Genomic DNA, 26302 nt, shown 5'->3' on the forward strand with positions numbered 1-26302 from the left:
CCGGCGCGCCGCGCCGGTGGGCCGAAGCCCGGCCGGTCAGCCCTTCGTCTCGTCGGCCGGGGCGTCGACGCCGTCGGAGGCGAGGAGCTCCTCCTCGACCTCTCCCCCGTACCCCTCGACCTGCGGGTCGCCATGGAGGCCGCCGGAGACCGCGTACTCCTCCTCGGGCGACAGGACGAGCCGGTGCCGGCCGTACACGCCGAAGCCGATGAGCATGACGGCGTACACCACCGCGATGGCGATGATCGCCGGCACGAAGGTCGGGTTGAGCAGGAACCCCAGGAAGATGAGTGCCGCGATCACGGCAGCGGCGACCGCTCCGGGCACGCCCCACGGGCTGCGGTACGGGCGCTTCGCGTTCGGGTACTTCCGGCGCAGGATCACGAACGCGACCATCTGCAGCAGGTACGCGAGCACCGCACCCCACACCGCGATGTTCAGGACGATCGCGCCCGCGACGGCGCCCGCACCCTCGGCGTCGGCCTGCGCCAGCAGGTCGAGCACGACGAGGGCGATGAAGCCGATCACGGCGCCCGCGACGAGCGCGACCCACGGGGTCTGCCGCTTGCCCGTGAGCGAGAGGAACTTCGGGTAATAGCCCGCGCGCGAGAGCGAGTACATGTTGCGCCCGTAGGCGAACATGATGCCTTGCAGCGACGCGAGCAGTCCGATGAGCGCGAAGAGCGCCAGCAGGGCCGCGAGCTCGTCGCCGACGATCGCCCGGAACCCGTCGAGCAGCGGCTCGCCGGCCACGCCCGTCGCCTCCGCACCGAGCACGCCGGTGTTGAGGAACAGCACCAGCAGGCCCGTCACGATGAGCGTCGCACGGGCGATGATTCCCGCGCGCGGGATGTCGCGCACCGGATCGTGCGACTCCTCGGCGGCGAGCGGGAGCTCCTCGATCCCGAGGAAGAACCACATCGCGAAGGGCAGCGCGAACAGGATGGGCAGCACGCCGTGCGGCAGGAACGCGGTCTGGCCCGGGTCGGGCGCGATATCGAACAGCTTGTCCCACGAGAACTCGCCCGAGAACATCGCCATGACGCTGAAGACCAGGAGGATCGCGATCGAGATGATCGACACGACGATCGCGAACTTGAACGAGATGTTCGCGCCGGCCGCGTTGATGCCGATGAAGACGGCGTACAGGATGATCCACCAGAGCCAGCCGGGCATGGAGAACCCGAGCAGCTCGCTCGTGATGGCGTCGGCGTAGGAGGCGGAGAAGAAGACGATCACCGCGGTGGTCGCGACGTACTCGATGGTTTCGGCGAGACCGGTGACGAAGCCGCCCCAGGGTCCCATGGCGGCCCGCGAGAACGAGTAGGCGCCGCCCGTGTGGGGCATGGCCGAGGCCATCTCGCCGATCGAGAAGATCAGGCCGTAGTACATGACGACGAGGATCGCGAAGGCGATCAGCATGCCGCCGAAGCCCGCGAAGTCGATGCCGAAGTTCCAGCCCGAGAAGTCGCCGGAGATGACCGCGGCGACCGCGAGGCCCCAGAGGCCCCACACGCCCGCGGCGCGGGTGAGCTTGCGTTTCTCGAAGTATCCCTGGTCGGCGGTCGTGTACGTCACGCCCGAGACCTTCAGGGTGTCTTTCGCCATGGCGCTCCTGTTCGTCATCGCGCGGGCCTCTGGGGGCGGGCGCGGGTGCGATGGTGGGTGCGCCACATGATAGGGCCCGCAATGGTTGCCCGTACAGACCTTTTTCGGATCCATCTTCGTCGGAATGCCCGAGATCCCGGGATTCGCGTCTGGTCCCGATGCGCGGGCGCGTGATGTAATGGTCGCCGAACCCGACCATTCCCCCACGCAAGGAGGCGCCGAGATGGCGGCACCCACCGGTTTCCTGACTCTCGACGGCCTGCGCTCGGCCGTGGCCGACGGGCACGTCGACACCGTCGTCGTCGCCTTCACCGACATGCAGGGCCGGCTGGTCGGCAAGCGCACGTCGGCGCGGCTGTTCCTCGAGGAGATCGCGCTGCACGGCGCGGAGGCGTGCAACTACCTGCTCGCGGTCGACGTCGAGATGAACACCGTCGACGGGTACGAGATGTCGAGCTGGGAACGCGGCTACGGCGACATGGCGCTCGTCCCCGACCTCTCCACGCTGCGGATGGCACCCTGGCTCGAGGCCACCGCGCTCGTCACCGCCGACCTGCAGTGGCTCGACGGCCGTCCCGTCGAGGCCTCGCCCCGTCGCATCCTGCAGCGCCAGCTCGAACGGCTCGCCGAGCGCGGCCTCACCGCATACGTCGGCACCGAGCTGGAGTTCATCGTCTTCGACGACTCGTACCGCGACGCCTGGCGCAAGGGCTATCGCGACCTCACGCCCGCGAGCGACTACAACATCGACTACGCGCTGCTCGCATCGACGCGGATGGAACCGCTGCTGCGCGACATCCGGAACGCCATGGACGGGGCCGGCATGTACTGCGAGGGCGTGAAGGGCGAGTGCAACCTCGGCCAGCAGGAGATCGCGTTCCGGTACACCGACGCGCTCGGCACGTGCGACAACCACTCGATCTACAAGAACGGCGCCAAGGAGATCGCCGACCGGCACGGCAAGTCGCTCACGTACATGCCCAAGTTCAACGAACGCGAGGGCAACAGCTGCCATATCCACATCTCGCTGCGCGGCGAGGGCGGCAGCGCGGTGTTCGCCGACGACGCCGACGAGCGCGGCATGTCGACGATGTTCAAGCACTTCCTCGGCGGCCAGCTCGCCGTGATGCGCGAACTGACGCTCTTCTCGGCGCCGAACATCAACTCGTACAAGCGGTACGTCGCGGGCAGCTTCGCCCCGACCGCGATCGCGTGGGGCCTCGACAACCGCACATGCGCGCTGCGCGTGGTGGGACACGGCCACTCGATGCGGGTCGAGAACCGCGTGCCGGGCGGCGACGTGAACCAGTACCTCGCGGTCGCCGCGCTCATCGCCGCCGGCCTGCACGGCATCGACCACGAGCTCGACCCCGGCGACGTGTTCGTCGGCAATGCGTACGAGAGCGACGTCGAACGCGTTCCCCCGACGCTGCGCGAGGCGGCCGACCTGTTCGCCGGCTCCGCCATCGCCCGCGAGGCGTTCGGCGACGAGGTCGTCGAGCACTACCTCAACAACGCGCGCGTCGAGCTCGCGGCCTACGATGCGGCCGTCACCGACTGGGAGCGGGTCCGTGGCTTCGAGCGCCTCTGAGGCCGGCCGGGCGACGGATGCCGCTGCGCCGACCTCCGAGGCCACCGCACCCCTCATCGGTGTCACGACCTACCTCGAGCGCTCGCAGACGGGTGTGTGGGACGTCCCCGCGTCGTTCCTGCCGAAGGTGTACCTCGACGCGGTGACGGACGCCGGCGGCATCGCCGTGCTGCTGCCGCCGCAGCCCGCGAGCCCCGACATCGCCCGCCGCGTACTGGGCTCGCTCGACGGCCTCATCGTCTCGGGCGGCGCCGATGTCGATCCGCGGCGCTACGGCCAGGAGCCGCACGCCCGCACGGGCGCTCCGCGCACCGATCGCGACGAGTGGGAGGACGCGCTGCTCACGGCGGCGATCGAACTCGACGTGCCGTTCCTCGGCATCTGCCGCGGCGCGCAGATGCTCAACGTCGCCCTCGGCGGCACGCTCGTGCAGCACCTGCCCGACGTCGTCGGGCACGAGGGCTACCAGCCGGCGCCCGCGGTCTTCGGCGAGACGGTCGTCAGCGTCGGTCGCGGCAGTCGGCTCGACGCGATGCTCGGAACCGCGGAAGACCCCGACGGCTCCGTCCCCGTGCACGTGTACCACCACCAGGCGATCGACCGCGTGGCCGAGGGCCTCGCCGTCACGGCGCGCACCGACGACGGCGTGATCGAGGCGGTCGAGCTCGAGGGCGCCGCGTTCGGCGTCGCCGTGCAATGGCACCCCGAGGAGAACGCCGCAGATCGCCGCCTGTTCGCCGGCCTCGTCGAGGCCGCGCGGCACCACCGCACCGGAAGGACGTCCGAGTGACCCACACCATCGTCAATCCCGCCGACGGGACCGTCGTGACGACGGTCGACGCCGCGACCGTCGAGGAGACGGATGTCGCGATCGAGCGCGCGGCCCGCGCCCAGCGGGACTGGGCGCGCGCCGCGCCCGCCGATCGTGCCAAGGTGCTGCGGCGGTTCGCCGACGCGGTGGACGGCGCACTCGAGGAGCTCGCGGCGCTCGAGGTCGCCAACTCGGGACACCCCGTCGGGCAGGCGCGGGGCGAGGCCGGGCACGTGCGCAACGTGCTCGAGTACTACGCGGCGGCGCCCGAGCGGCTCTCGGGACGCCAGATCCCGGTCGCCGGGGGGATGGACGTGACGTTCCACGAGCCGCTCGGCGTGGTCGGCGTGATCACGCCGTGGAACTTCCCCATGACGATCGCCTCGTGGGGCTTCGCGCCGGCGCTCGCGGCGGGGAACGCGGTCGTGCTCAAGCCCGCCGAGTGGACGCCGCTGACCAGCCTGCGCCTGGCCGAGCTCGGCCTCGAGGCCGGCCTCCCCGAGCACCTGTTCCAGGTGATCCCCGGCAAGGGCTCGGTCGTGGGCGAGCGGTTCGTGACGAACGAGACCGTCCGCAAGATCGTGTTCACCGGCTCGACCGAGGTCGGTCGGCACATCATGGCCGGTTGCGCCGCGCAGGTGAAGCGCGTGACGCTCGAGCTCGGGGGCAAGAGCGCCAACATCGTGTTCGCCGACGCCGACCTCGAGCAGGCGGCGGCCACCGCTCCCTACGGCGTCTTCGAGAACGCCGGGCAGGACTGCTGCGCGCGCAGTCGCATCCTGGTCGAGCGCAGCGTCTACGACCGCTTCATGGAGCTGCTCGAGCCGGCCGTCCGCGGCGTCAAGGTCGGCGACCCGGCCGACGATACGACCGAGATGGGCCCGCTCGTCGCGCGCGAGCACCTCGAGCGCGTGGCGTCGTTCGTGCCGGACGACGCGGATGTCGCATTCCGCGGCACCGCGCCGGGCGGCCCCGGCTTCTGGTTCCCGCCGACCGTGCTCACCCCCGCGCGCGACGCCCGAGTCGCCCGCGAGGAGGTCTTCGGCCCGGTCGTCTCGGTCTTCCCGTTCGACGATGAAGCCGACGCGGTCCGCTTCGCCAACGCCACCGAGTACGGGCTGTCCGGCTCGATCTGGACCCGCGACCTCAGCCGCGGCATCCGCGTCGCGCGAGCCGTCGAGTCGGGCAACCTGTCGGTCAACTCGCACTCGTCGGTGCGCTACGCCACGCCGTTCGGCGGGTTCAAGCAGTCCGGGCTCGGGCGCGAGCTCGGCCCCGACGCCCCGCTGGCCTTCACCGACACCAAGAACGTCTTCTTCGCCGTCGAATCCGCCTGATCACCAAGGAGCACCATGGCAGACCTCAGTCCCATCGACCTCACCCGACGGCTCGCGGGGCGAGTCGCCGTCGTCACCGGCGGCGCGTCGGGCATCGGCCTCGCGACCGCCAAGCGGCTCGCCGCCGAGGGTGCGAAGGTCGTGATCGGCGACGTCGACCGGACCGCGGGCGACGCCGCGGCATCCGCCGTCGACGGCCTCTTCGTGCAGGTCGACGTGACCGACCCCGACCAGGTCGACCACCTGTTCGACGAAGCCGCGCGCGTCTACGGCTCGGTCGACATCGCGTTCAACAACGCCGGCATCTCGCCGCCCGACGACGACTCGATCGAGACCACCGAGCTGCCCGCCTGGCAGAAGGTCCAGGACGTGAACCTGAAGTCCGTGTACCTCTGCTCGCGTGCGGCATTGCGCCATATGGTCGCGCAGGGCCGCGGCTCGATCATCAACACGGCCTCGTTCGTCGCGGTGCTCGGCTCCGCCACGTCGCAGATCTCGTACACGGCCTCGAAGGGCGGCGTGCTCGCGATGAGCCGCGAGCTCGGCGTCCAGTTCGCGCGCCAGGGCATCCGCGTGAACGCGCTCTGCCCCGGCCCCGTGAACACCCCGTTGCTGCAGGAGCTCTTCGCGAAGGATCCCGAGCGCGCGCAGCGCCGCCTCGTGCACGTGCCCGTCGGCCGCTTCGCCGAGCCGGAGGAGCTCGCCGCCGCCGTGGCGTTCCTCGCGAGCGACGACGCGTCGTTCATCACGGGCTCGACGTTCCTGGTCGACGGCGGGATCAGCTCCGCCTACGTCACGCCGCTCTAGGCTCGAAGGATGAAGACGGGCGCGGGCGACGAGCGGGTCGTGGCGGATGCCGCGGCGGAGCCGGCCGCGCCCGTGCCCGTCTCGCCCGAGCCCGCCGAGGTGCTCAGCGCAGGCCTGCTGCTCACGCCCGCCCGGCCCGCCAACGCCTTCGAGGAGACGGTGCAGCGCCTGCTGCAGTCGATCCGGCTGGGTCTCATCGGTCCCGGCGACCGGCTGCCGCCGGAGCGCGAGCTCGCCGGCATGCTCGAGGTCAGCCGCGACACGCTGCGCGAGGCGATCGCGTCGCTCGCCGAGGCGGGATGGGTGGTGTCGCGGCGCGGCCGGTACGGCGGCACGTTCGTCGCGGACGCCCCGCCCGAACGCACGACGCCGCACTCCCCCGCCCCACCCGCAGATCCGGCCTCGCTCGCGACCGAGCTCGAGGACACGCTCGCCCTGCGCGCCGTGATCGAAGTGGGGTCGGCACGCCGCGCCGCCGAGCGCCCGCTCACGGCGGGCGACCGCGAGCGCCTCTGGCAGGCGTACCGCGACTGCCATGACGCGGGCGCCGACCAGTACCGCACGGCCGACTCGCGCTTCCACCTGCTCATCGCCGAGCTGCTCGGGGCTCCGAGCGTGATCCCGCTCATGGCCGACGTCCGGATGCGCGTGAACGCGTTCCTCGACGGCATCCCGCTCCTCGCGCCGAACATCCTGCACTCCGACGAGCAGCACCGCGCCATCGTGGGCGCGATCCTGCGCGGCTCGGGCGACGACGCCGCGCACGCCATGGCGGAGCACCTGGAGGGCACCGAGGCGCTGCTGCGCGGCTTCTACGGGTGAGCCCCGCGCATGACGACGCCCCGGCCCCGAAGGCCGGGGCGTCGTCAGCACGGAGCGCCGGTGATCAGACGAACACGAGCGGCAGGAACGGCAGCATCGCAAGTCCGAACACCGCGGCGGCGAGCCCGGCGATCACGACGCCGGCGAGCATCACGCCGTTCAGCACGATGCCCCAGATGGCCATCGTCCGGGCCGACGGTTCGCGACGGAGTGCGAGGATGCCGAGCACGAGACCGGCGACGGGCACCACGAAGGTGAAGCCGGCCACGATCGAGACGAGCCCGAGCACGAGGCTCGAGACGGCGAAGCCGCGCTGCTCGACATCGGTCGCGGCGGCTCCGGTGCTGACGGGCGCCGGTGCGGGGGTGACGGTGGTCATGGTCTGGTTCTCCTGTTCATGCGGATGCCTCCACGCTACGGAGGCACGGGGCAGTGCCGGTATGGGGCGAACCCCCCGATCGGCGGGGCGGCTGACGCGACCGCCCGCGGCCCGGTAGCATCCGTCCGACCCCCTCATGCCGACCGATCGGAGCCCCTGATGCCCCTGCCCTGGACGCTGCACGGCGACGGCACCCACGTCGCCCCGGGCGAGGTCGTCGCGCCCGGGGAGCGCCTGTCGTGGCCGCGCACCATCGGACTCGGCGCCCAGCACGTCGTCGCGATGTTCGGCGCGACGTTCCTCGTGCCCATCATCACGGGCTTCCCGCCCGCGACCACGCTGTTCTTCTCGGGGCTCGGCACCATCCTGTTCCTGCTCATCACCCGCAACCGCGTGCCGAGCTACCTCGGCTCGTCGTTCGCGTTCATCGCGCCGATCACTGCGGCGATGGCGGCCGACCGGACGGCCGACCCGATGGGCGCCGCCCTCTTCGGCATCGTCGTGGTGGGCATCCTGCTCCTCATCGTCGGCCTCGTCGTGCAGTTCGCCGGATCGCGGTGGATCGACGCGCTCATGCCGCCCGTCGTCGCCGGCGCGATCGTGGCGCTCATCGGCCTCAACCTCGCGCCGGTCGCGCGCGACAACTTCGAGGCCGCGCCGCTCACGGCGCTCGTCACGCTCACGGCCGTCATCGTCGCGAGCGTCGCGTTCCGCGGCATCCTCGGGCGCATGTCGATCCTGCTCGGCGTCGCCGTCGGCTACGTCGTCGCGGTGCTGCAGGGCGAGGTCGACTTCGCCGCCGTCGGCGAGGCGGCGTGGGTCGGCCTGCCAGCCTTCCACCTGCCGGCCAACCCGATCGCCGACGCCGCGGTCTGGGGCCTGCTCCCGGCATTCCTGCCCGTGGTCCTCGTGCTCGTCGCCGAGAACGTCGGCCACATCCGGGGCGTCGCGCAGATGACGGATGCCTCGATCAACGCCTCCACGGGTCGCGCGCTCTTCGCGGACGGCCTCGCCACCACGATCGCCGGCTTCTTCGGCGGCTCGGGCACCACGACGTACGGCGAGAACATCGGAGTCATGGCCGCGACGCGCGTGTACTCGACCGCCGCCTACTGGGTCGCGGGAGGGTTCGCCGTGCTGCTCGGGCTCTCGCCCAAGGTCGGCGCCGTCATCAACACCATCCCGCCGGGCGTGCTCGGCGGCGTGACGACCGCGCTCTACGGCCTGATCGGCATCATCGGCGTGAAGATCTGGGTCGACAACCGGGTCGACTTCACCAACCCGGTCAACCAGTTCACCGCGGCCACCGCGCTCGTGGTGGGCATCGCCGACTTCACGTTCTCGGCGGGCGACGTGGTGTTCAACGGCATCGCGCTCGGCACCATCGCGGCGATCGTGATCTACCACCTCATGCGGGGCATCGCACGCCTGCGCGGCACGGCGACGCCGGCCGAGCAGCCGGCGACCGGGGCGAGCGCGACGACGCCCGACGCCCCGGCCGCACCCTGACTCAGCCCGCGAGCAACGCCTCGACGGGCCCGCGCGCGAAGTACACGAGGAAGCCCGCGGCGACCACCCACAGCAGCGGGCTGATCTCCCGCGCCTTGCCCCCTAGCGAGCGCACGACCACCCAGCCGATGAAGCCCGCGCCGATGCCGTTCGCGATCGAGTAGGTCAGCGGCATCACGGTCACGGTCAGGAACACCGGAAGCAGGACCGAGAAGTCGGACAGGTCGATGGATCGGATCTGCGCCATCATGAGCGCACCGACGATGACGAGTGCGGCCGCGGCGACCTCGGAGGGCACGATCGAGGTGAGCGGCGTCAGGAACATCGCGAGGAGGAAGAGGCCGCCGGTCACGAGGTTCGCGAGGCCGGTGCGCGCGCCCTCGCCGATGCCGGAGCCCGACTCGATGAAGACGGTGTTGGACGAGCTCGACGTGAACCCGCCCGCGACGGCGCCGACGCCCTCGACGACCAGCGCCGAGCGCAGGCGCGGGAACTCGCCCTTCGCGTCGGCCAGGCCGGCCTCCTTCGACAGGCCCGTCATCGTGCCGAGCGCATCGAAGAAGTTCGTGAACACGAGCGTGAAGACCAGCATGAGCGCGGCGAGCACGCCGATGCGCTCGAAGCTGCCGAGGCTCACCTGGCCGACGAGCGAGAGGTCGGGCAGGCTGACCCACTGGGCGGGCAGCTCGGGCACCGACAAGCCCCAGCCCTGCGGGTTCACCGTGCCGTCGGCGCCGACCTTGGGACCGAGGTCGAGGACGGCTTCGAGCACGAGCGCGAGCACCGTGCCCGAGAGCAGGCCGATGAGGATACCGCCCTTGACCTTGCGGGCCACGAGGACGCCGGTCAGCAGCAGGGTGACCACGAACACGATCGTCGGCACGGTCCCGACGGAGCCGGCGACCCCGAGCCCGACCGGCGGCGATGCGGCGCCGGTCGCCGTCACGAATCCGGCGTCGACGAACCCGATGAACGCGATGAAGAGGCCGATGCCCACCGTGATGGCGAGCTTGAGCTGCATCGGCACGGCGGTGAAGATCAGGCGGCGCAGCCCCGTGGCGGCCAGCAGCACGATGATCAGGCCGTTCACGAGCACCAGGCCCATCGCCTCGGGCCAGGTCACCTGGCCGACGACGGACACCGCGAGGAACGAGTTGATGCCCAGGCCTGCCGCGAACGCGAAGGGCACGCGGGCGACCAGTCCGAAGAGGATCGTCATCACGCCGGCGGTCAGCGCCGTCACGGCCGCGACCTGCGGGAAGCCGAGCGTCTGCCCCGCGACATCCGTGCCGCTGGACAGGATGATCGGGTTGAGGATCACGATGTACGCCATGGTCACGAAGGTCACCACGCCGCCGCGCACCTCGGAGGCGACGGTCGATCCGCGCGCCGTGATGCCGAAGAAGCGGTCGAGCGCTGAGCGCGGAGCGGCAGGGGCGTCGAGCGCACGGGCGTCGGCACCGCGCTCGACCGCGGTCTCGAGCTCGTTCTCGGTCCTGGTGTCGGGTCCGTTCGGGTTCATCTCATCCACGGGGTCGGGGGTGCGCGCGCACCCGGTCGGATCCGCTCTCGTGAGCGGGGAGGTCGGGTGGGACGGCAGCGGCCCGTGGGGTCGCGGCCCGATCAGGCCACGAAGCGGTGCAACGCCGGCACGATCAGGAAGATTCCGTACAGGACGGAGATGCCGCCGAGGACGAAGCACGCCCACGCGCCGATGTGCGCCAGGCGCTTCTGGCCCTCGGTCAGCGGGCTCTTGCGCGCGGCCTTCTCGGCCCGCTTCGCGGCCTTGGCCGCCTCTTCGGGCGTGATCACGGTGATCGCGTCGGTGAACTCGGCGGGTGCCACGACGGGCGTCCGTCCGGAGATCGTGAGCAGCCGGATGCCCAGCGAGTACAGGCTGACGACGACGCTCGCCCCGACCAGCGCCGCCACGAGCACGACGACGAATGCGATCCAGTCGATCACTTGGCCACCTTCTTCTTCGGCTTCGGGTTGCGCTTGATCTTGACCGCGCGGCCCGAGTCGGCCACCTCGCTGAGCACGTTGTGGTGCGACACCTCGTCGCGACGCGACCACATGAAGATGCCGCCGATGATCACGGCCGCACCGATCGCGTCGATGATGACGCCGGCCGGCCCGGTGAGCGCGACGAAGGCCGCGAGGGCGCCCACGATGCCCGACGCCGGGAGCGTCAGCAGCCAGCCCACGCCGATACGGCCCGCGGTGCGCCAGCGCACCTTCGAGCCGCGGCGTCCGAGACCCGAGCCGATCACCGAGCCCGACGCGACCTGCGTGGTCGACAGTGCGAATCCGAGGTGGCTCGACGCGAGGATCGTGGCCGCCGTCGACGTCTCGGCCGCGAATCCCTGCGCGGGCTTGACGTCGGTGAGGCCGGTGCCGAGCGTCTTGATGATGCGCCATCCGCCCATGTACGTGCCCAGCGCGATCGCGATCGCGCACGTGACGATGACCCAGGTCTCGGGACCAGAGCCGACGGGCTGCGCGCCGACCGAGATGAGCGTGAGCGTGATGACGCCCATGGTCTTCTGCGCGTCGTTCGTGCCGTGCGCGAGCGCGACGAGCGAGCTGGAGTAGATCTGAGCGTGCCGGAAGCCGTCGCGCCCGTCGGGCTTGCCGTCGTAACGACGCGTGATCGCGTACGCGAGCTTGGTCGCCGTGAACGCGATGAGGCCCGCCGTGAGCGGTGCGAGGATCGCCGGGAGGATGATCTTCGACAGCACGACGCTGCCGTCGATGGCCTGCACGCCGAAGCCCACGATCGCGGCGCCGATGAGCCCGCCGAACAGCGCGTGGCTCGAGGAGGAGGGCAGGCCCAGCAGCCAGGTCACCATGTTCCAGGTGATGGCGCCGATCAGGCCGGCGAAGATGAGCTCGGGCGTGATGAGGACGCCGTCCTGGCCCTCGCGGATCAGTCCGCCGGAGATGGTCTTGGCCACCTCGGTCGAGAGGAAGGCGCCGATCAGGTTCAGTACCGCGGCCAGGGCGACCGCGATCTTCGGCTTGAGCGCACCCGTCGCGATCGGCGTCGCCATCGCGTTCGCGGTGTCGTGGAAGCCGTTCGTGAAGTCGAAGAAGAGCGCCAGTGCGATGACCAGCACGACGATGAGGGTGAGATCCACCGGCGTCTTTCTGTGCGATCGGCGAGGAATTCGCCTGGTGTTCACGGATGGTGGGTGCGGTATCCGGCGAGCGCCGAACCTCGCATGATCCTACGCGACGTGATTGTGCTCGTGCACCACGCTTGACAGGTCCGCCCCGAACACGAAGGTCCGGCGGACGCGCCCGCCGGCGAGCACGCCGGGGAGCCAGCGCTTCGCGTCGTCCCACATCTCGTCGAGCGGGACCTCGTCGAGCGCGAACCATTCGGGGTCCAGCTCGTCGGATGGCGCGGGGTCGCCCGTGAACGAGCGGGCGACGAACACGCTCGATTCCTGGCTCCACGCCTCGCGGTGCGGGAAGTGGTAGGTCAGCAGCCCGCGGGGCTCGAGTTCGCCGGCGAGGACGATCAGGCCCGATTCCTCGTGGACCTCGCGGACGGCCGCGTCCGTGGCCGACTCGCCGGGCTCGAGCTTGCCGCCGAGACCCACGTAGTAGCCCCGTCCCAGTCCGTGCTTCTTGCGTCCGAGCAGCACCTCGGCGCGCCCGTCGACCTCGCGCAGCACGTAGCAGACGCACACCTGCGGCAGCGCCGTCGACGGACCGGGCACCGGCTCGCCCATCGATCAGCCGAAGAGGATGCGGGCCTCGTCGTACCGCGACTGAGGCACCAGGTTGAGGCCGCCGGTCGCCTCGGCGATCGTGACGCGGGCGATGTCGGTCCCGCGAAGCGTCACCATGCTGCCCCAGGCGCGGTCGACGGCTGCGTCGACGGCCGCCATGCCGAGGCGCGTGGCGAGCACCCGGTCGTACGCCGACGGCGCGCCGCCGCGCTGGATGTGACCCAGCACCGTGTGGCGGGACTCGATGCCGGTGCGCTCCTCGATGATGGGGGCGAGCTTCTCGGCGATGCCGCCGAGGCGCGGTCGGTTGAACGCGTCGAGGCCGAGGTGCGAGTGCGCTTCGTCCATCGTGTCGAGCTTGAAGCCCTCGGCGACGACGATGAGCGGGGCGCGGCCGCGCTCGCGGACCGACTCCACGTAGTGGCAGATCTCGTCGATGCTCATGGGCTGCTCGGGGATGAGGATGGCGTGGGCCCCACCGGCCATGCCGGAGTGCAGCGCGATCCAGCCCACGTGCCGGCCCATGACCTCGAGCACCATGCATCGGTTGTGCGATTCCGCGGTGGTGCGGAGTCGGTCGATGGCCTCGGTCGCGATCTCGACGGCCGTGTCGAACCCGAAGGAGTAGTCGGTCGCCGCGAGGTCGTTGTCGATCGTCTTGGGCACGCCGATGACGGGCAGTCCGCCTTCGTCGACCAGGCGGCGGGCCGCGGTCAGCGTGCCCTCGCCGCCGATCGCGATGATCGCGTCGATGCCCTCGGCCTCGAGCATGCGGCGGATGTTGTCGGGGCCGCCGTTCTCGCCCTCGAAGGGGTTCGTGCGGCTCGAGCCGAGGATCGTGCCGCCCTGCTTGGAGAGGCCCCGCACGTCGTGTCGCGTCACGGGCACGATGTCGCCCTCGACGACGCCCTTCCAGCCCCATCGGAATCCCACGAACTCCGCTTCGTGCGAGATGACGCCCTTGAGCACCGCCCCGCGGATGACCGCGTTGAGGCCGGGGCAGTCGCCGCCGCTCGTGAGAATGCCGATCTTCATGACCACTGGGTGACTCCTCGTGAGGTGGACGTTCGCGGGCTGGCCGCTTCATCGAGGCGCGAACGTGGGGAGTCTAGCGGGGCGCGACTCCGCCGTCCCAAACGTGGCCTACAGCGCACCGTCCAGGGCCTGGCGGAGCAGGTGCTGGAGCGCGTCGAGCTGCACCGAGTCGGCCGAGCCCGGCTCGACGTCGCTGCCGTCCAGCGCTCGGAGCGCGAGCCCCTGCTTCTGGTCGATGAGCTCGGCGATGCGCGCGTCCACGGTGTGCGCCGCGATGATGCGCCACGCCGTGACGGGCTCGTCCTGCCCGATGCGGTGCACGCGGTCGATCGCCTGCGTCTGCTCGGCGGCGGTCCAGCTCAGTTCGGCGAGCACGACGTTCGACGCCGACTGCAGGTTGACGCCGACGCCCGCCGCGGTGAGCGAGCACACCGCGACCGAGACCTCGGGGTCGGTGTTGAACGCGTCGATCGCCTGCTGTCGGGCGATGGCGTTCTGATCGCCCCGGATCGACACCGAGCGCAGCTCGCGGGCCGCGAACGAGGCCTCGGCCTGGTCCATGACGTCGATGTGCTTGGCGAAGAAGACGACCTTGCCGGCCGAGCGCGCCAGTTGCGCCGCGTAGTCGGCCGCGAGGCCGGCCTTGGCCTGCCCGATCCGGCGGACCATGGTGAAGACGTTCTCGCCCGACTTCGCCGACTTCGACTCCTCGAGCTCGGACATCGCGACGGCTCGGATGAACTGGTCGCGCTCGAGCTCGTCGAGATCGCCCACCCGCAGGCGGCGGGACTCGACGAGCGCGCGGAACCGGTTCGCGAGGCGGTGGCCGAGCTCGCGCTCGGCGGCGCGGATCGACCGCCCCAGCTCGTCGTCGAGTTCGACGGGCAGGTCGGCGATGCGCTTGTCGGGCAGGTCGGCGGCCACGTCCTTCTTGCGGCGGCGCACGATGCCGAGGTCGATGACGGTGCGGCGCGCCTCGGCGTAGAATCCGGGCTCGGCGGGCGTGAGTCCCGTCTCTTCCAGCTTGCCGAGCAGCTCGGGCGACGGCCGGTCGCCGACGATCCAGCCGAGGAACTGCCAGATCGCACGGAAGTCGTCGACGTCGTTGATGAGCGGCGTGCCCGTGAGCGCGAGCAGCAACGGGTCGCCGCCCGGCGTGTTCCGGCGGATCCGCTCGGCCAGGGCGAGCACGTTGCGCGAGCGCTGCGACTGGAGGTTCTTGATGAAGTGCGCCTCGTCGACGACCATGCCGCGGAAGCCGAGCGTCGACAGCCACGCCATGTGCCGATCGAGCACGTCGTAGTTGACGACGATGACGTCGGCGAACGCATCGACGCTGTCGCCGTCGCCGTGGATGACGGTCGCACGGCGGTGCGGCGTCCAGCGCTCGACCTCGCGCGCCCAGTTCATCTTGACCACGTTCGGCACGACCGCGAGCAGCGGGTACGCGCCGGCGACGGATGCCGCGAGCACCGACTGCGCGGTCTTGCCGAGGCCCGGCTCGTCGGCGAGGAGGAATCGTCGGTGGCCCTGGCGCGCGGCCTCGATGAAGCGGGCCTGGTGGTGCATCAGTTCGAGCCCGCGCGGGGCGAGTCGGTCGACCTTCGGCGCCTCCGGCAGGTCCATCGACGCCGCCTGTCCGCCGGAACCGGTCTCGAACGACTTGAAGAGCGGGCCGAGCAGCTCCCAGTTCGCCAGCCGGCGGATGGGGACGGGCGGCTGCCCGCCGCGGTCGAAATCGGGCGCGAGGAACGGGTTGGCGAGCTGCCTCGACTTCACCGACGGCGGGATCACCTGGTTCTCGGCCAGCTCGGGCTTCGCCTCGGGCTCGCGGACGATGATGAGTTCGTCCTCGCTGAGCTCGGCACCCGACTCGAGCAGCCAGTCGCGGCGGAACCGCTGCGCGACCGTGGAGATCGAGGCATCCGGTTCGAGGAGGGTGATCAGGCTGGTGTCGCGTGCGGCGGTCTTCGCGAGGATCTGCGCGATGCCGTCGAGGCGCTTCAGCAGCTCGGCGCGGGCGGAGTCGGCGAGTTCGCCGTCGCCCTTCACGCGGGCGCGCTCCTCGCGCATGAGCAGCGCGATGACCTGGAACTTCGTGCGGTTCGTGGGGCCCAGCTTGTTCTTCTGGGCCTTCTGCTCGACCTCGCGCACCTTGCGCGCGAGGATCGGGATGATGGGCGCGTCGTCGTCACGCGAGCGCGTACGCTGCCGCTGCCTCGTCTGGGCCAATGGTCCTCCCCTGTCTGGGCCCGATGCGGACGGCTCCCTGGTCACCGGCACGGTGACCGGCACCGCCGGACGGGATCGGACGTCGATGCCGTCGTCGCGGTGCGCCGAATCCCGGAGCCGAGCATGGCGGAGCGGAGTTCCCCTGCCGTCGGTCCGAAGAACGGATTCGTCGGGCGCCTCGCACATTCTACGCGCCGTAGTGGCTCGGGCGCGAATGGACCCGCCCGGGCGGGTCCGGGGCCGACGCGCTACGCTCGATGCCATGGACGAGTCGACGGGCATCGGCGGCGAGATCGCCGACGATCACGAGTTCCAGGTCGCTCAGGACGGTGAGCTGCCGCCCGAGCCCGAATCGGCCGACGACGATGCGCGGCCGGTGGGCGAGGAGTCCGACGAGGACGACGTACCGGGGATCGACGCCGAGCGCCGCGTGCCGCTCCCCGAGGAGCGCGGCACGGCCGACGAGGGCTGAGCCCGCGCCGTCGCACGGGCCCCGGCGCTCACACGCCGCCGCCTCCCCCGCCGCCACCGCCGCCGCCGGAGGACCCGCCGCCGCCCGACCCGCCTGACGACGAGCTCGACGACGATCCCGACCAGCTGGTGCTCGACGCACTGGTGAACGAGCTGACCCCCGAGGAGAACGCGACCGCGTTGAATCCGTCGCGGCCCGAGTACCACTCAGGCTGTCGGCCGCGCTCGGCGTAGAGCGCGGCGAGCTCGTCGCTCCACTCGCGCTCCTGTCCGAAGAGCACGGCGTAGGGCAGCAGCCGCTCGGTGACCCGGAGGACCTGCTCGGGATCGACGCCCGGTGCCGGGGACGCGGCTCGCCCGTCCGCGGAGGGAACCCGCTCGGCTCCGCTCGGGCTCTGGAGCATCCTGATGCGGTCCGCCTCGGCGAGTCGGATGAACTCCCGCAGTCCCTCCAGGTGGTCCCGCAGCGCCCGGCCGCGCTCGGTGAGCGGGCGGACGCCGGCCACGATCCAGAGGGTCGCGAGCGCCCCGATCACCCCCACGCCGAGCGTCAGCCACGGCCACGCTCCGCCCATCCGGTCGTCGAGGGCGATGATGCCGAACAGGACCGCGAGCGTTGCGGCGACGATGGCTGCCACGGCGAGCAGCACTCGCCATCCGAGATCGGGCCGGCGGCGCAGCCCCTCTTTCGACACCCGCGAGCGCACCCACCGACGGAGGCTCTGGAGCTCGGTCGCGAGCGTGGAATCGCGGGACTTCAGATCGTGTCGGCTTCCGCGCGGGGCATGCGACCCGAACAGCGCGCGGAGCACCGACTGGGCGTCGCGTTCGCCGTCGTCGACACCGCCGACGAGCTCGACCGCGTACTTCTTGCGGCCGGTCTCGACGACACGCAGGCGTCCCGCGACCGCCTCGGCGAGGATCGTCGCCGTGATGCCCTTGCCCGGAGCGCGCACGAGGTCGGCGGCCTCCATGAGCGAGAGTCCCTCGGGCGGCTCGTACTCGGCCACGATGATGCCCCGGCCGGGATGGTTGCGCCAGCGCACGGCCCGCATCACCGCGGCCGCGATCGCGGTGGCGACCGCCAGGAGCGCGGTGATCGCCGACGTCATCGCCGCCGGCGACGACGTGAACCGCTCGTCGCGCGGTTCGAAGGTGCCGGGACGGAATCCGATCGCCACGGTCAGGTTCTCGTACGGCCCGAGCGAACTCGCCTGCGCGACCACGGCGGGATCGGCGGCGGAGTCCACCTCCAGCACCTCGCACGGCGTCGACGAGCCCTCGTACCCGCGATAGCAGGCGCTGTCTCCCGAGAGCGCGTCGACGAGCCCGTCCTGCAGTCGCACCTCGCCTCGAACGACGCCGAAGGGCTGCGCCCAGCCGGTGCCGTTGACGTCCCAGTAGAACTCCTGTTGCGGCACGTCATCGGGCTCGAACGTGACGTTGCGCTGGTGATACGTGATCACGTACGTCTGCTCGCCGTGCACGTAGTCGTCGGCGGCGATCGTGACGAGCTCGAACTCGCCGTCCTCGCTTCGCTCGGTCTCGAACGAGCGGGGCGTGCCCGAGCCATCCGTCACCGATTCGATGCGGAGGTCGGTGGGGTGCCCGTCGTAGTCGCGGGGGATGGCACGTCGGATGCCGCGATTCTGGTCGAACTCGGGGAAGACGGCGACGAGCGTCTCGGTCGTGCGAAGCTCCGAACGCCGATCGGCGTCGCGACCGAGCTCGTACACCGCGTCGAACCGCGCGAAGGTGAAGTCGTCGACATCGGCGGGGACGGCCCGCACGGGCGGGAGCACCGCCGCGGGTTCCGCGGCGACGGCGGGGGCGGCGAGCAATGCGACGGCGAGCGAGGCGGCGCTTGCGCCGACGACGGCGGCGCCGGTGACGGCCGCGGCGACGCGCGCGACGGGACGCGGTGCGGGCATGCGCTCACGCTAGCGAACCGCGCGGCCTCGCGTCATCCGCGCGATACGGCCCAGGGGTATCGCGGTGCGGCGTATCCTGACAGGGTGATCGACGACATCAAGAAGCGCGCACTGCACCGCACGAAGATCATCGAGGGCCAGCTCCGCGGCATCGAGAAGATGATCGAGAACGAGGACTACTGCGTCGACATCATCACGCTGTCGCTCGCCGTCCAGAAGTCCCTCGCCTCGCTCAACAAGCTCCTCGTCGAGAACCACCTGCGCACGCACGTCTCGCACATGTACGAGCAGGGCGGCGACCAGCGCGACGAGGCGGTCTCCGAGCTCGTGCGCATCTTCGAGCTCTCGAACAACCGGGGCTGACGGATGGCGCGGCAGCCCTTCCGCGCACGGATCGAACTCGTCCGCGGCGACCTCACGCGCGAGCGGGTCGACGCGATCGTCAACGCGGCGAACTCGTCGCTCCTCGGCGGCGGCGGCGTCGACGGCGCCATCCATAGGGCGGGCGGGCCCGAGATCCTGGCCGAATGCCGGGCACTGCGCGCCACGACGCTGCCCGACGGGCTGCCGACGGGGCACGCGGTCGCCACGGGTGCCGGCCGGCTCGCCGCCCGCTGGGTCGTCCACACCGTCGGGCCGGTGTGGCCGGGCGAGGGTCCGCAGCTCGCGGAGCGTCGCGCGCTCCTCGAGGACGCCTACCGCAACTCGCTCGCCGTGGCGGCGTCGCTCGGGGCGACGTCGATCGCGCTGCCGGCGGTGTCGGCTGGCATCTACGGCTGGCCCGCCGACGACGCGGCCGAGGTCGCGCTCGGCACGGCGGCCACTGCCGCTGCCGCGCCCGCGCTCGTGCGGTTCGTGCTCTTCTCGACGGGCATGCACGCCACCTTCGCCGAGGCCGCCGACCGACTCGACCTCGACGCCGTCGTGGTCGGGTGAGCTCGGTCCGGCTCAGGTCCCGGGCGCCGTCGACGCGATCCACGCATCGAGGTCGCTGGGCTGGTCGGTGATGATGCCGTCGACCCCGAGCGCGCTCACCTGCTCCCACGTCTCCTGCGTGTTGAGCGTGTAGCACAGCACCGCGATGCCGGCCGCGTGCGCGAGGTCGACCGCACCCTGCGCCGCCGTGACGGAGGCCGCGGTGGTGCCGAATCCGATCACGCCGAGCTGCTCGGCGATCGGCACCGGGTCGGGCGGCAGTTCGCGGATCAGCATGATGCGTGGCATGGTCGGTGCGACGCGCTGCACGGACTGCAGCGTCTCGATGCTGAAGCTCTGCAGCACGACGCGCCCGCGGAGCCCGTGGACCTCGACGAGGTCGACGACGCGACGCACCTCGTCGGGAGTCCAGGCCGCCTTGAGCTCGACGAGGGCGCGGGCGCCCTCGCGTTCGGCGAGCGCATCGAGGAAGGCGTCGAGCGTCGGCACGCGCTCCCCCGACCACTGGTCGGCGTACCAGCTCCCCACGTCGAGCCGTGCCACCTCGGCGTGGTCGAGGTCCTCGATGCGCTCGTGGCGTCCGGCGACCCGCTCGAGGTCGGTGTCGTGGAACAGCACGGGCACGCCGTCACGCGTGAGCCGCACGTCGGTCTCGACGTAGCGCAGGTCGTCCATCGCGAGCTCGAGCGCGGGCATGGTGTTCTCCGGAGCCATCGAGCGGTCGCCGCGATGTCCGATGATCGCGGCGGCCTCGCCCGGCTGTCGGAGCGCCCCGAACACGTCGATCGCGTAGACGTCGGTGGGCGTCGACACGGTCCAGAGCAGCGAGGCCACTGCGGCGACGCCCATTCCGGCGAGCGCGGCTCGCACGACCGGACGCGGCGGTACGGTGAGGCGGCGCAGGCCGGGGCGGCGGATCGACGGGACTCGGGCGGGCGCGGTCGCGGGGTCGACCGCGTCGGGGGCACGACGCACGGATTGGACCTTCCTCGGGTCCGAGCGCCGTCGCGCGGACCGTGCAGGTCACTCTAGCAACGCCGTTACCGTTTCGTTACCTTCTCGGATGACGCCGCCTCGGCCTCGGCCGTGATGCGGTTCGCCATGCCCGCGAACACGATGCCGTGGAACGGGAACACGGACCACCAGTAGAGCCGCCCCGCGAGCCCCTTCGGGAAGAAGACGGCGCGCTGGCGATACGTGGATCCGCCGTCGGGCCCTGCGCCGTCGGGTTCGGCCGACATCTCGAGCCAGGCGCGACCCGGCACGCGCATCTCGGCGCGCAGGCGCAGGAACCTCGGCCGCTCGAGCGCCTCCACGCGCCAGAAGTCGACCGCGTCGCCCGGATGGAGCGTGTCGGGGTCGCGGCGGCCGCGCCGCAGGCCGACTCCCCCGAACAGCTTGTCGATCCATCCGCGGACCGCCCATGCGAGGGGGAACGAGTACCAGCCGTTCTCGCCGCCGACGCCCTCGATGACCGCCCAGAGCGCCGCCGCCGGCGCGCCCGACCGGCGTTCGCGCTCGTCGACGTAGACCGTGTGCCCCGCCCAGTTCGGATCGCTCGGCAGCGGATCGCTCGGGGCGCCCGCCACCTCGGCGTTGCGCCAGCTCGTCTCGACCTCGGCGAGCCGCTCCTTCTCGAGCGCCAGGCGCACCGAGCGGCGGTAGCCGACCAGGCCCTCGGGCGGCGGCGGGATGACGGCATCGATGTCATGGTCGCGCATCACGCAGTCGAACTGGAGCGACTCGATGATCGGCACCGCGAGCCGGCGCGGGATCGGCGTGACGAGGTTGACCCATTGGCCGGCCAGCCACGGCGTGAGCACGGGCAGCGCCGCGATCGGGCGCTGGCGCAGGCCCGCCTCGAGGGCGTACCCGTTCATGAGCTGGCCGTAGCGCAGCACGTCGGGCCCGCCGATGTCGAACGCGCGGTTCACCTCGGCCGGCACGTCGGCCGCCTGGATCAGGTAGTGCAGCACGTCGCGCACCGCGATCGGCTGGATGAAGTTGCGGACCCACCGCGGGGCCGGCATGTACGGCAGCACCTCGGTCAGGTGGCGGATCATCTCGAACGAGGTCGAGCCGGAGCCGATGATGACGCCGGCCTGCAGCACGATCGTCGGCACGCCCGACGCGAGCAGGATCTCACCCACGCGGACACGCGAGCGCAGGTGGCGCGAGAGCCGGGCGCCGTCCGGGTGCAGGCCGCCCAGGTACACGATCCGACGGACGCCGTTGGTCCGCGCCGCGACCGCGACATTGCGCGCGATGCGCTCCTCGACGTCCTCGAACGAGCCTCGCCCGCCCATCGAGTGGACGAGGTAGTACACGACGTCGATCTCGCGCGTCGCCCGCTCGACGGCTGCGGCATCCGTGAGGTCGCCCTCGACGACCTCGACCTCGGCCGACCACGGGACGTCGCGGAGCCGCTCGGGGCGACGCACCAGCACCCTGACGTCGTGGCCGGCCGCGATGAGACGCGGAACGAGCCGGCCGCCGATGTACCCGGTCGCACCGGTCACCAGGATGCGCATGGCCCCGACCCTAGCCCGCGAGCGGCGGACCGGGCCGGGCGGGGACTGTGAATCCCCCGTGGCTCAGCGCAGGCTCTTGGTGTGCCAGACGGTCTTGGTCTCGGTGAACGCCGCGATGCGGTCGAGCGCCGGCGCCGCCGCATCGGCCCCGGTCTCGGGCCGCAGCACGCGCTTCAGCGTGTCGGCCGCCGCGATCTCGAGGTCGATCCAGTCGAGGGCGCCCGCGCCGACGAGGTCGATCGCGTTGACGTCGGAGTGGCTCGCGAGCCACGGCGCGATCTCGGCCGGCGATCCGGTGAGGATGTTCACCACGCCCTTCGGCACGTCGCTCGTGGCGAGCACCTCGGCGAGGCTGATCGCCGAGAGCGGGTAGCGCTCGCTCGCGACCACGACGACGGAGTTGCCGGCGACGAGGGCCGGCGCGATCGCGGAGACGAGGCCCACGAGCGACGAGTCCTGGGGCGCGACGATCGCGACCACGCCGGTCGGCTCGGGCACCGAGATGTTGAAGTACGGACCCGCGACCGGGTTGGCGTTGCCCGCCACCTGCGCGAACTTGTCGGCCCATCCGGCGTACCAGACCCAGCGGTCGATGGCCTCGTCGACCTGCGCGGTCGCCTGCGCCCGCGAGAGGCCTTCGGCGTCCTCGATCTCGGCGACGAACTGCGCGCGACGGCCCTCGAGCAGCTCGGCGATGCGATAGAGCACCTGGCCGCGGTTGTAGGCGGTGGCGCCCGACCAGCTGCCGACCGCGCCGCGTGCAGCGAGGATCGCGTCGCGAGCATCCTTGCGCGAGGCCTTCGCGGCGTTGGCGAGGAACGCGCCGTCGGCCTTGAGCACCTCGTAGGTGCGGCCGGACTCGCTGCGCGGGAACGCGCCGCCGATGAAGAGCTTGTACGTCTTGGGCACGGCGAGGCGGCTCACTTGGCGACCCCCTTCTTCGCGGGCTTGGCAGGTCGGCGCGTGCGGCGAGCGGGCTTCTCGTCGAGGGATGCGGCGGCCTCGACGGCCCTCGCCGCCCCGCGACCCGAGGTCACCGAGCCGGGCGCGAGGTAGGCCCCGAGCCCGTGGCGTCCGCCCTCGCGGCCGTACCCGGACTCCTTGTAACCGCCGAACGGGCTCGACGGGTCGAACCGGTTGAAGGTGTTGGCCCACACCACGCCCGCGCGCAGCTGGTCGGCAACGGCGAGGATGCGGCTGCCCTTGTCGGTCCAGATGCCGGCCGACAGGCCGTACGGCGTGTTGTTCGCCTTGGCGATGGCCTCCTGCGGCGTGCGGAAGGTCAGCACGGACAGCACGGGCCCGAAGATCTCCTCGCGCGCGATCCGGCTCGACGTCTGCACGTCGGTGAAGATCGTCGGCGCGTACCAGAACCCGTTCTCGGGGATCTCGCACGGCGCGCTCCAGCGCGTGGCGCCCTCGTCGACGCCGGCCTGCGAGAGCTCGGTGATGCGATCGAGCTGCTCCTTGGAGTTGATCGCGCCGATGTCCGTGTTCTTGTCGAGCGGGTCGCCGAGGCGGAGCGTCGACAGCCGGTTCTTGAGGCGGTCGACGACCTCGTCGTGGATGGACTCCTGCACGAGCAGGCGCGAGCCGGCGCAGCACACGTGGCCCTGGTTGAAGAAGATGCCGTTGACGATGCCCTCGATGGCCTGGTCGATGGGCGCGTCGTCGAACACGATGTTCGCCGCCTTGCCGCCGAGCTCGAGCGTGACCTTCTTGCTCGTGCCCGCGACCTGCTTCGCGATCGCGCGGCCGACCGCCGTGGACCCCGTGAAGGCGACCTTGTCGACGCCGTCGTGGGCGACGAGCGCCGCACCGGTGTCGCCGGCGCCGGTCACGATGTTCACGACACCGGGCGGCAGGTCGGCCTGCTGCACGATCTCGGCGAAGATCAGGGCGCTCAGCGGCGTCGTCTCGGCGGGCTTCAGCACCACGGTGTTGCCTGCGGCCAGCGCGGGGGCGATCTTCCACGCGAGCATGAGCAGCGGGAAGTTCCACGGGATGACCTGAGCGGCCACGCCGAGCGCACGCGGGTTCGCGCCGAGGCCGGCGTAGTCGAGCTTGTCGGCCCAGCCGGCGTAGTAGAAGAACCACGCGGCCACGAGGGGGACGTCGACGTCGCGGGACTCCTTGATGGGCTTGCCGTTGTCGAGCGACTCGGCCACGGCGAGCTCGCGCGAGCGCTCCTGGATGAGACGCGCGATGCGGAACAGGTACTTGCCGCGATCGCGGCCGGGCATGCGGGACCACACGTTGGCGTACGCGCGACGGGCCGCCGCGACGGCATCGTCGATGTCGGCGGCGTTCGCGCTCGCGACGGTCGCGATCCGCTCCTCGGTGGCCGGCGAGATGGTCTGGAAGGGGGTGCCGCGCCCGTCGACGAACTCGCCGTCGATGAACAGGCCGTACTCGTCGCGCAGCGACAGGATGGCGCGCGACTCGGGCGCGGGAGCGTATTCGAGGAAGCTCATGGTCGTCTCTTTCGTGATCGACTCAGTCGATCGTCACGTAGTCGGGGCCGGAGTAGTGGCCGGTGGCCAGCTTCTGGCGCTGGAGGAGCACGTCGTTGAGCAGGCTCGACGCGCCGAAGCGGAACAGGTGCGGCACGAGCCACTCCTCGCCCACGGTCTCGGCCACCGTGACGAGGTACTTGATGGCGTCCTTCGAGGCGCGGATGCCGCCCGCGGGCTTCACGCCGATGCGCTGGCCGGTCATCAGGTGCCAGTCGCGCACGACCTCGAGCATGAGCAGGGTCACGGGCAGGGTCGCGGCGGGCTGCACCTTGCCGGTCGAGGTCTTGATGAAGTCGCCGCCGGCGAGGATCGACAGCCACGAGGCGCGGCGCACGTTGTCGTACGTGACGAGCTCGCCGGTCTCGAGGATCACCTTGAGCGACGCGCTCGTGCCGTCGGGCCGACGGCACGCCTCCTTCACGGCGGCGATCTGGTCGAACACCAGGCCGTAGCGACCGGCGAGGAACGCGCCCCGGTCGATGACCATGTCGATCTCGTCGGCGCCGTTCGCCACGGCCTCGGCGGTGTCGGCGAGCTTGATGTCGAGCGACGAGCGCCCGGACGGGAAGGCGGTCGCGACCGCGGCGACCGCGATGCGCCCGTCGTCGGGGTCGCCGTGCAGCGCGCCGAGCGCATCGACCGCGTGGGGCACCATGTCGCCGTAGACGCAGACGGCCGCGACGCGCGGCGTCGAGCCATCCGTCGGGTCGGGCGTCATGGCCTTGGCCACGAGCGAGCGCACCTTGCCGGGCGTGTCGGCGCCCTCGAGGGTCGTGAGGTCGATGAGCGAGATGATGCGGTCGAGCGCCCACTGCTTGGAGGTGGTCTTGATCGAGCGCGTGCCGAGTCCGGCGGCGCGCTGTTCGAGTCCGACGGCATCGACGCCGGCGATGCCGTGGAGGTAGCGCCGCAGCGTGGCGTCGTCGGGCTCGCCGCCGAGGACGGCGAGCGCGCGCTCGCGCGCGGTGACGAGGGAGGTGCCTGACATGTGGGGTGACCTGGCTTTCGTGTCGCGACGCCGGCCCGGGCGGATGGGAACCGTGCCGGGTCAGCCGTCGAGGAGGTGGAGGGCGGTGGCCTCGTCGGTGACCAGCACCGAGCACAGGCCCGAACGCACGACGGCGTCGGCGACGGCGTGCTTGGCGCGGCCGGCGATGACCGCGATGCGCAGCGAGCCCGCGCGCAGGTCGTCGAGCGTGAGCCCGACGGTGCGCGCGTCGAGCGCGGGGTCGACGATGTTGCCGTCGGAGTCGATGTACCGGCCGACCACGTCGCCGACGGCGCCCTTCTGGACGAGCAGGTCGACGTCGGGGTCGGTGAGGTAGCCGCTCTCGATGTGCACCGACGTGTGATCGGCCGGACCGGCGCTGAAGAGGTAGGCGTCGGCCGATCGGGCGAGGTCGATGACGCCCGCGACGACCCGATCGGACTCGATCGCCTGCTTGGTCGCGAGGTGCTCGAGGATCGCCGGGCTCGGCAGGAGGGTCGCGCTGCCGCCGCCCTTCTGCGCCATCGCCACGGCGGTCGCGGCCGCGGTGCCGGGTCGCCGGTTGAGGCTCACGCCGCCGTTGATCTGCACCACGTTGACGCCGGTCGCCCAGCCGTTGCGGAGGTGCTGCGAGATCTCGAAGAGCGTGCGACCCCAGCTCACGCCCAGGGTGCGGGGCACCGGGCGCAGCGCGGTGAGGTAGTCGGCGGCCGCCTGCGCGGTGCGCGACTGCAGCTCGTCGGCCGAGCCGACGCCGGCGGCCGAGACGACGATGGCGTCGTCGAGCCCGCGCTCGTCGCGGAGGCGCCGTTCGATGGGCAGCCGACGGGCGCGCGGGTGCAGGATCTCGATGCGGATGAAGCCCTGCTGCTTGGCCTGCGCGAGGAGCCGCCCGACCTTCCAGCGCGTGAGCCGGAGCGCCTGCCCGATCTCGTCCTGCGTCTTGTTCTCTTCGTAGTAGAGCTCGGCAGCGCGGATCGAGAGGAGTTCGTCGGTCTCGTCCATTCGTCTCCTTCCGCCTCATCCAGCGTAGGCAGCGTGATCGCTCGCGGCAACAT

At 71.5% G+C, this 26302-nt stretch carries 24 protein-coding genes; 9 read left to right on the top strand and 15 right to left on the bottom strand.

From position 1 onward, the window contains the following. Positions 1 to 36: 36 nt before the first annotated feature. A complete protein-coding gene (locus BLT99_RS07795) occupies positions 37 to 1608 on the bottom strand; it encodes an amino acid permease (protein WP_092670728.1) in 1572 nt (523 codons plus the stop codon). Positions 1609 to 1831: 223 nt separating this feature from the next. Here BLT99_RS07795 and BLT99_RS07800 point away from each other — a divergent pair, with 223 nt between their 5' ends. The 5 genes from BLT99_RS07800 to BLT99_RS07820 are packed head-to-tail and all read left to right on the top strand — an operon-like array spanning position 1832 to position 6976. Further along, a complete protein-coding gene (locus tag BLT99_RS07800; protein ID WP_092670730.1) occupies positions 1832 to 3199 on the top strand; it encodes a glutamine synthetase family protein in 1368 nt (455 codons plus the stop codon). Continuing rightward, positions 3180 to 3989 (top strand): gamma-glutamyl-gamma-aminobutyrate hydrolase family protein, encoded by an 810-nt coding sequence (locus tag BLT99_RS07805; RefSeq protein WP_229724765.1) that lies wholly within the window; start codon positions 3180 to 3182, stop codon positions 3987 to 3989. Before BLT99_RS07800 ends, BLT99_RS07805 begins: the two co-directional genes overlap by 20 nt. After that, positions 3986 to 5347 (top strand): aldehyde dehydrogenase family protein, encoded by a 1362-nt coding sequence (locus tag BLT99_RS07810; protein ID WP_229724764.1) that lies wholly within the window; start codon positions 3986 to 3988, stop codon positions 5345 to 5347. Before BLT99_RS07805 ends, BLT99_RS07810 begins: the two co-directional genes overlap by 4 nt. Positions 5348 to 5362: 15 nt before the next feature. Next, positions 5363 to 6154, top strand: coding sequence for a 3-oxoacyl-ACP reductase (locus BLT99_RS07815; protein ID WP_166670932.1), 792 nt, complete (start codon positions 5363 to 5365; stop codon positions 6152 to 6154). Between the two features lie 9 nt (positions 6155 to 6163). Beyond that, on the top strand, positions 6164 to 6976 hold the full coding sequence (locus tag BLT99_RS07820; protein ID WP_092670736.1) for a FadR/GntR family transcriptional regulator: 813 nt from the start codon (positions 6164 to 6166) through the stop codon (positions 6974 to 6976). 64 nt (positions 6977 to 7040) lie between these two features. Here BLT99_RS07820 and BLT99_RS07825 read toward each other — a convergent pair whose 3' ends face one another. After that, positions 7041 to 7355: a hypothetical protein gene (locus tag BLT99_RS07825; RefSeq protein ID WP_092670738.1), complete on the bottom strand. Its 315-nt coding sequence runs from the start codon at positions 7353 to 7355 to the stop codon at positions 7041 to 7043. Positions 7356 to 7514: 159 nt separating this feature from the next. Here BLT99_RS07825 and BLT99_RS07830 point away from each other — a divergent pair, with 159 nt between their 5' ends. Beyond that, entirely contained in the window at positions 7515 to 8864 is a 1350-nt protein-coding gene (locus BLT99_RS07830) for a uracil-xanthine permease family protein (RefSeq protein ID WP_092670740.1), read from the top strand. A 1-nt stretch (position 8865) separates the two neighbouring features. Here the strand turns inward: BLT99_RS07830 and BLT99_RS07835 are convergent, their stop codons facing one another. The 6 genes from BLT99_RS07835 to BLT99_RS07860 all read right to left on the bottom strand — a co-directional run bounded on the left by BLT99_RS07835 (position 8866) and on the right by BLT99_RS07860 (position 15871). Continuing rightward, a complete protein-coding gene (locus BLT99_RS07835) occupies positions 8866 to 10386 on the bottom strand; it encodes an NCS2 family permease (RefSeq protein ID WP_092675853.1) in 1521 nt (506 codons plus the stop codon). A gap of 101 nt (positions 10387 to 10487) precedes the next feature. After that, positions 10488 to 10829, bottom strand: coding sequence for a peptidase (locus tag BLT99_RS07840; RefSeq protein ID WP_092670742.1), 342 nt, complete (start codon positions 10827 to 10829; stop codon positions 10488 to 10490). After that, entirely contained in the window at positions 10826 to 12004 is a 1179-nt protein-coding gene (locus tag BLT99_RS07845) for an inorganic phosphate transporter (protein WP_092670744.1), read from the bottom strand. The genes BLT99_RS07840 and BLT99_RS07845 overlap by 4 nt, the downstream gene beginning before the upstream one ends. A gap of 90 nt (positions 12005 to 12094) precedes the next feature. Further along, on the bottom strand, positions 12095 to 12604 hold the full coding sequence (locus BLT99_RS07850) for an 8-oxo-dGTP diphosphatase (RefSeq protein ID WP_092670746.1): 510 nt from the start codon (positions 12602 to 12604) through the stop codon (positions 12095 to 12097). A 3-nt stretch (positions 12605 to 12607) separates the two neighbouring features. Beyond that, positions 12608 to 13639 carry a 6-phosphofructokinase gene (locus BLT99_RS07855; RefSeq protein ID WP_092675856.1) on the bottom strand — a complete coding sequence of 344 codons (1032 nt, stop codon included), beginning with the start codon at positions 13637 to 13639 and terminating at the stop codon, positions 12608 to 12610. 108 nt (positions 13640 to 13747) lie between these two features. Further along, positions 13748 to 15871: a DEAD/DEAH box helicase gene (locus BLT99_RS07860; protein ID WP_229724763.1), complete on the bottom strand. Its 2124-nt coding sequence runs from the start codon at positions 15869 to 15871 to the stop codon at positions 13748 to 13750. 262 nt (positions 15872 to 16133) lie between these two features. Here BLT99_RS07860 and BLT99_RS07865 point away from each other — a divergent pair, with 262 nt between their 5' ends. Beyond that, positions 16134 to 16343 (top strand): hypothetical protein, encoded by a 210-nt coding sequence (locus BLT99_RS07865; RefSeq protein WP_092670750.1) that lies wholly within the window; start codon positions 16134 to 16136, stop codon positions 16341 to 16343. A gap of 28 nt (positions 16344 to 16371) precedes the next feature. Here BLT99_RS07865 and BLT99_RS07870 read toward each other — a convergent pair whose 3' ends face one another. Further along, positions 16372 to 18273, bottom strand: coding sequence for a DUF2207 family protein (locus BLT99_RS07870; protein ID WP_092670752.1), 1902 nt, complete (start codon positions 18271 to 18273; stop codon positions 16372 to 16374). Between the two features lie 84 nt (positions 18274 to 18357). Here BLT99_RS07870 and BLT99_RS07875 point away from each other — a divergent pair, with 84 nt between their 5' ends. Together BLT99_RS07875 and BLT99_RS07880 are read left to right on the top strand one after the other, a co-directional pair. Next, positions 18358 to 18636 carry a metal-sensitive transcriptional regulator gene (locus BLT99_RS07875; RefSeq protein WP_092670754.1) on the top strand — a complete coding sequence of 93 codons (279 nt, stop codon included), beginning with the start codon at positions 18358 to 18360 and terminating at the stop codon, positions 18634 to 18636. 3 nt (positions 18637 to 18639) lie between these two features. Then, the gene (locus tag BLT99_RS07880; protein ID WP_092670756.1) at positions 18640 to 19209 is read left to right on the top strand and encodes an O-acetyl-ADP-ribose deacetylase; all 570 of its coding nucleotides are present in this window, start codon (positions 18640 to 18642) and stop codon (positions 19207 to 19209) included. A gap of 12 nt (positions 19210 to 19221) precedes the next feature. Here the strand turns inward: BLT99_RS07880 and BLT99_RS07885 are convergent, their stop codons facing one another. The 6 genes from BLT99_RS07885 to BLT99_RS07910 all read right to left on the bottom strand — a co-directional run bounded on the left by BLT99_RS07885 (position 19222) and on the right by BLT99_RS07910 (position 26249). Further along, entirely contained in the window at positions 19222 to 20184 is a 963-nt protein-coding gene (locus BLT99_RS07885) for a glycerophosphodiester phosphodiesterase (RefSeq protein ID WP_092670758.1), read from the bottom strand. Positions 20185 to 20249: 65 nt separating this feature from the next. Next, on the bottom strand, positions 20250 to 21740 hold the full coding sequence (locus BLT99_RS07890) for an SDR family oxidoreductase (protein ID WP_092670760.1): 1491 nt from the start codon (positions 21738 to 21740) through the stop codon (positions 20250 to 20252). 63 nt (positions 21741 to 21803) lie between these two features. Then, positions 21804 to 22664: an aldehyde dehydrogenase family protein gene (locus BLT99_RS07895; protein ID WP_092670762.1), complete on the bottom strand. Its 861-nt coding sequence runs from the start codon at positions 22662 to 22664 to the stop codon at positions 21804 to 21806. Beyond that, complete coding sequence (locus BLT99_RS07900; protein ID WP_092670764.1) at positions 22661 to 24214, bottom strand: aldehyde dehydrogenase family protein; 1554 nt, start codon at positions 24212 to 24214, stop codon at positions 22661 to 22663. Before BLT99_RS07900 ends, BLT99_RS07895 begins: the two co-directional genes overlap by 4 nt. Before the next feature lie 22 nt (positions 24215 to 24236). Next, positions 24237 to 25244 carry a deoxyribose-phosphate aldolase gene (gene deoC / locus BLT99_RS07905; RefSeq protein WP_092670766.1) on the bottom strand — a complete coding sequence of 336 codons (1008 nt, stop codon included), beginning with the start codon at positions 25242 to 25244 and terminating at the stop codon, positions 24237 to 24239. A gap of 60 nt (positions 25245 to 25304) precedes the next feature. Further along, complete coding sequence (locus BLT99_RS07910; RefSeq protein WP_092670768.1) at positions 25305 to 26249, bottom strand: sugar-binding transcriptional regulator; 945 nt, start codon at positions 26247 to 26249, stop codon at positions 25305 to 25307. Positions 26250 to 26302: the final 53 nt, after the last annotated feature.

Origin of the sequence: Agromyces flavus (assembly GCF_900104685.1) — a bacterium.
In the GTDB taxonomy this organism is placed as follows: domain Bacteria; phylum Actinomycetota; class Actinomycetes; order Actinomycetales; family Microbacteriaceae; genus Agromyces; species Agromyces flavus.

Excerpts from the sequence above, each read along its gene's own strand:
- BLT99_RS07795 (WP_092670728.1), bottom strand. The coding sequence starts at position 1,608 with ATGGCGAAAGACACCCTGAAGGTCTCGGGCGTGACGTACACGACCGCC.
- BLT99_RS07800 (WP_092670730.1), top strand. The coding sequence starts at position 1,832 with ATGGCGGCACCCACCGGTTTCCTGACTCTCGACGGCCTGCGCTCGGCC.
- BLT99_RS07815 (WP_166670932.1), top strand. The coding sequence starts at position 5,363 with ATGGCAGACCTCAGTCCCATCGACCTCACCCGACGGCTCGCGGGGCGA.
- BLT99_RS07820 (WP_092670736.1), top strand. The coding sequence starts at position 6,164 with ATGAAGACGGGCGCGGGCGACGAGCGGGTCGTGGCGGATGCCGCGGCG.
- BLT99_RS07825 (WP_092670738.1), bottom strand. The coding sequence starts at position 7,355 with ATGACCACCGTCACCCCCGCACCGGCGCCCGTCAGCACCGGAGCCGCC.
- BLT99_RS07830 (WP_092670740.1), top strand. The coding sequence starts at position 7,515 with ATGCCCCTGCCCTGGACGCTGCACGGCGACGGCACCCACGTCGCCCCG.
- BLT99_RS07835 (WP_092675853.1), bottom strand. The coding sequence starts at position 10,386 with ATGAACCCGAACGGACCCGACACCAGGACCGAGAACGAGCTCGAGACC.
- BLT99_RS07850 (WP_092670746.1), bottom strand. The coding sequence starts at position 12,604 with ATGGGCGAGCCGGTGCCCGGTCCGTCGACGGCGCTGCCGCAGGTGTGC.
- BLT99_RS07855 (WP_092675856.1), bottom strand. The coding sequence starts at position 13,639 with ATGAAGATCGGCATTCTCACGAGCGGCGGCGACTGCCCCGGCCTCAAC.
- BLT99_RS07865 (WP_092670750.1), top strand. The coding sequence starts at position 16,134 with ATGGACGAGTCGACGGGCATCGGCGGCGAGATCGCCGACGATCACGAG.
- BLT99_RS07870 (WP_092670752.1), bottom strand. The coding sequence starts at position 18,273 with ATGCCCGCACCGCGTCCCGTCGCGCGCGTCGCCGCGGCCGTCACCGGC.
- BLT99_RS07880 (WP_092670756.1), top strand. The coding sequence starts at position 18,640 with ATGGCGCGGCAGCCCTTCCGCGCACGGATCGAACTCGTCCGCGGCGAC.
- BLT99_RS07890 (WP_092670760.1), bottom strand. The coding sequence starts at position 21,740 with ATGCGCATCCTGGTGACCGGTGCGACCGGGTACATCGGCGGCCGGCTC.
- BLT99_RS07900 (WP_092670764.1), bottom strand. The coding sequence starts at position 24,214 with ATGAGCTTCCTCGAATACGCTCCCGCGCCCGAGTCGCGCGCCATCCTG.
- deoC (WP_092670766.1), bottom strand. The coding sequence starts at position 25,244 with ATGTCAGGCACCTCCCTCGTCACCGCGCGCGAGCGCGCGCTCGCCGTC.
- BLT99_RS07910 (WP_092670768.1), bottom strand. The coding sequence starts at position 26,249 with ATGGACGAGACCGACGAACTCCTCTCGATCCGCGCTGCCGAGCTCTAC.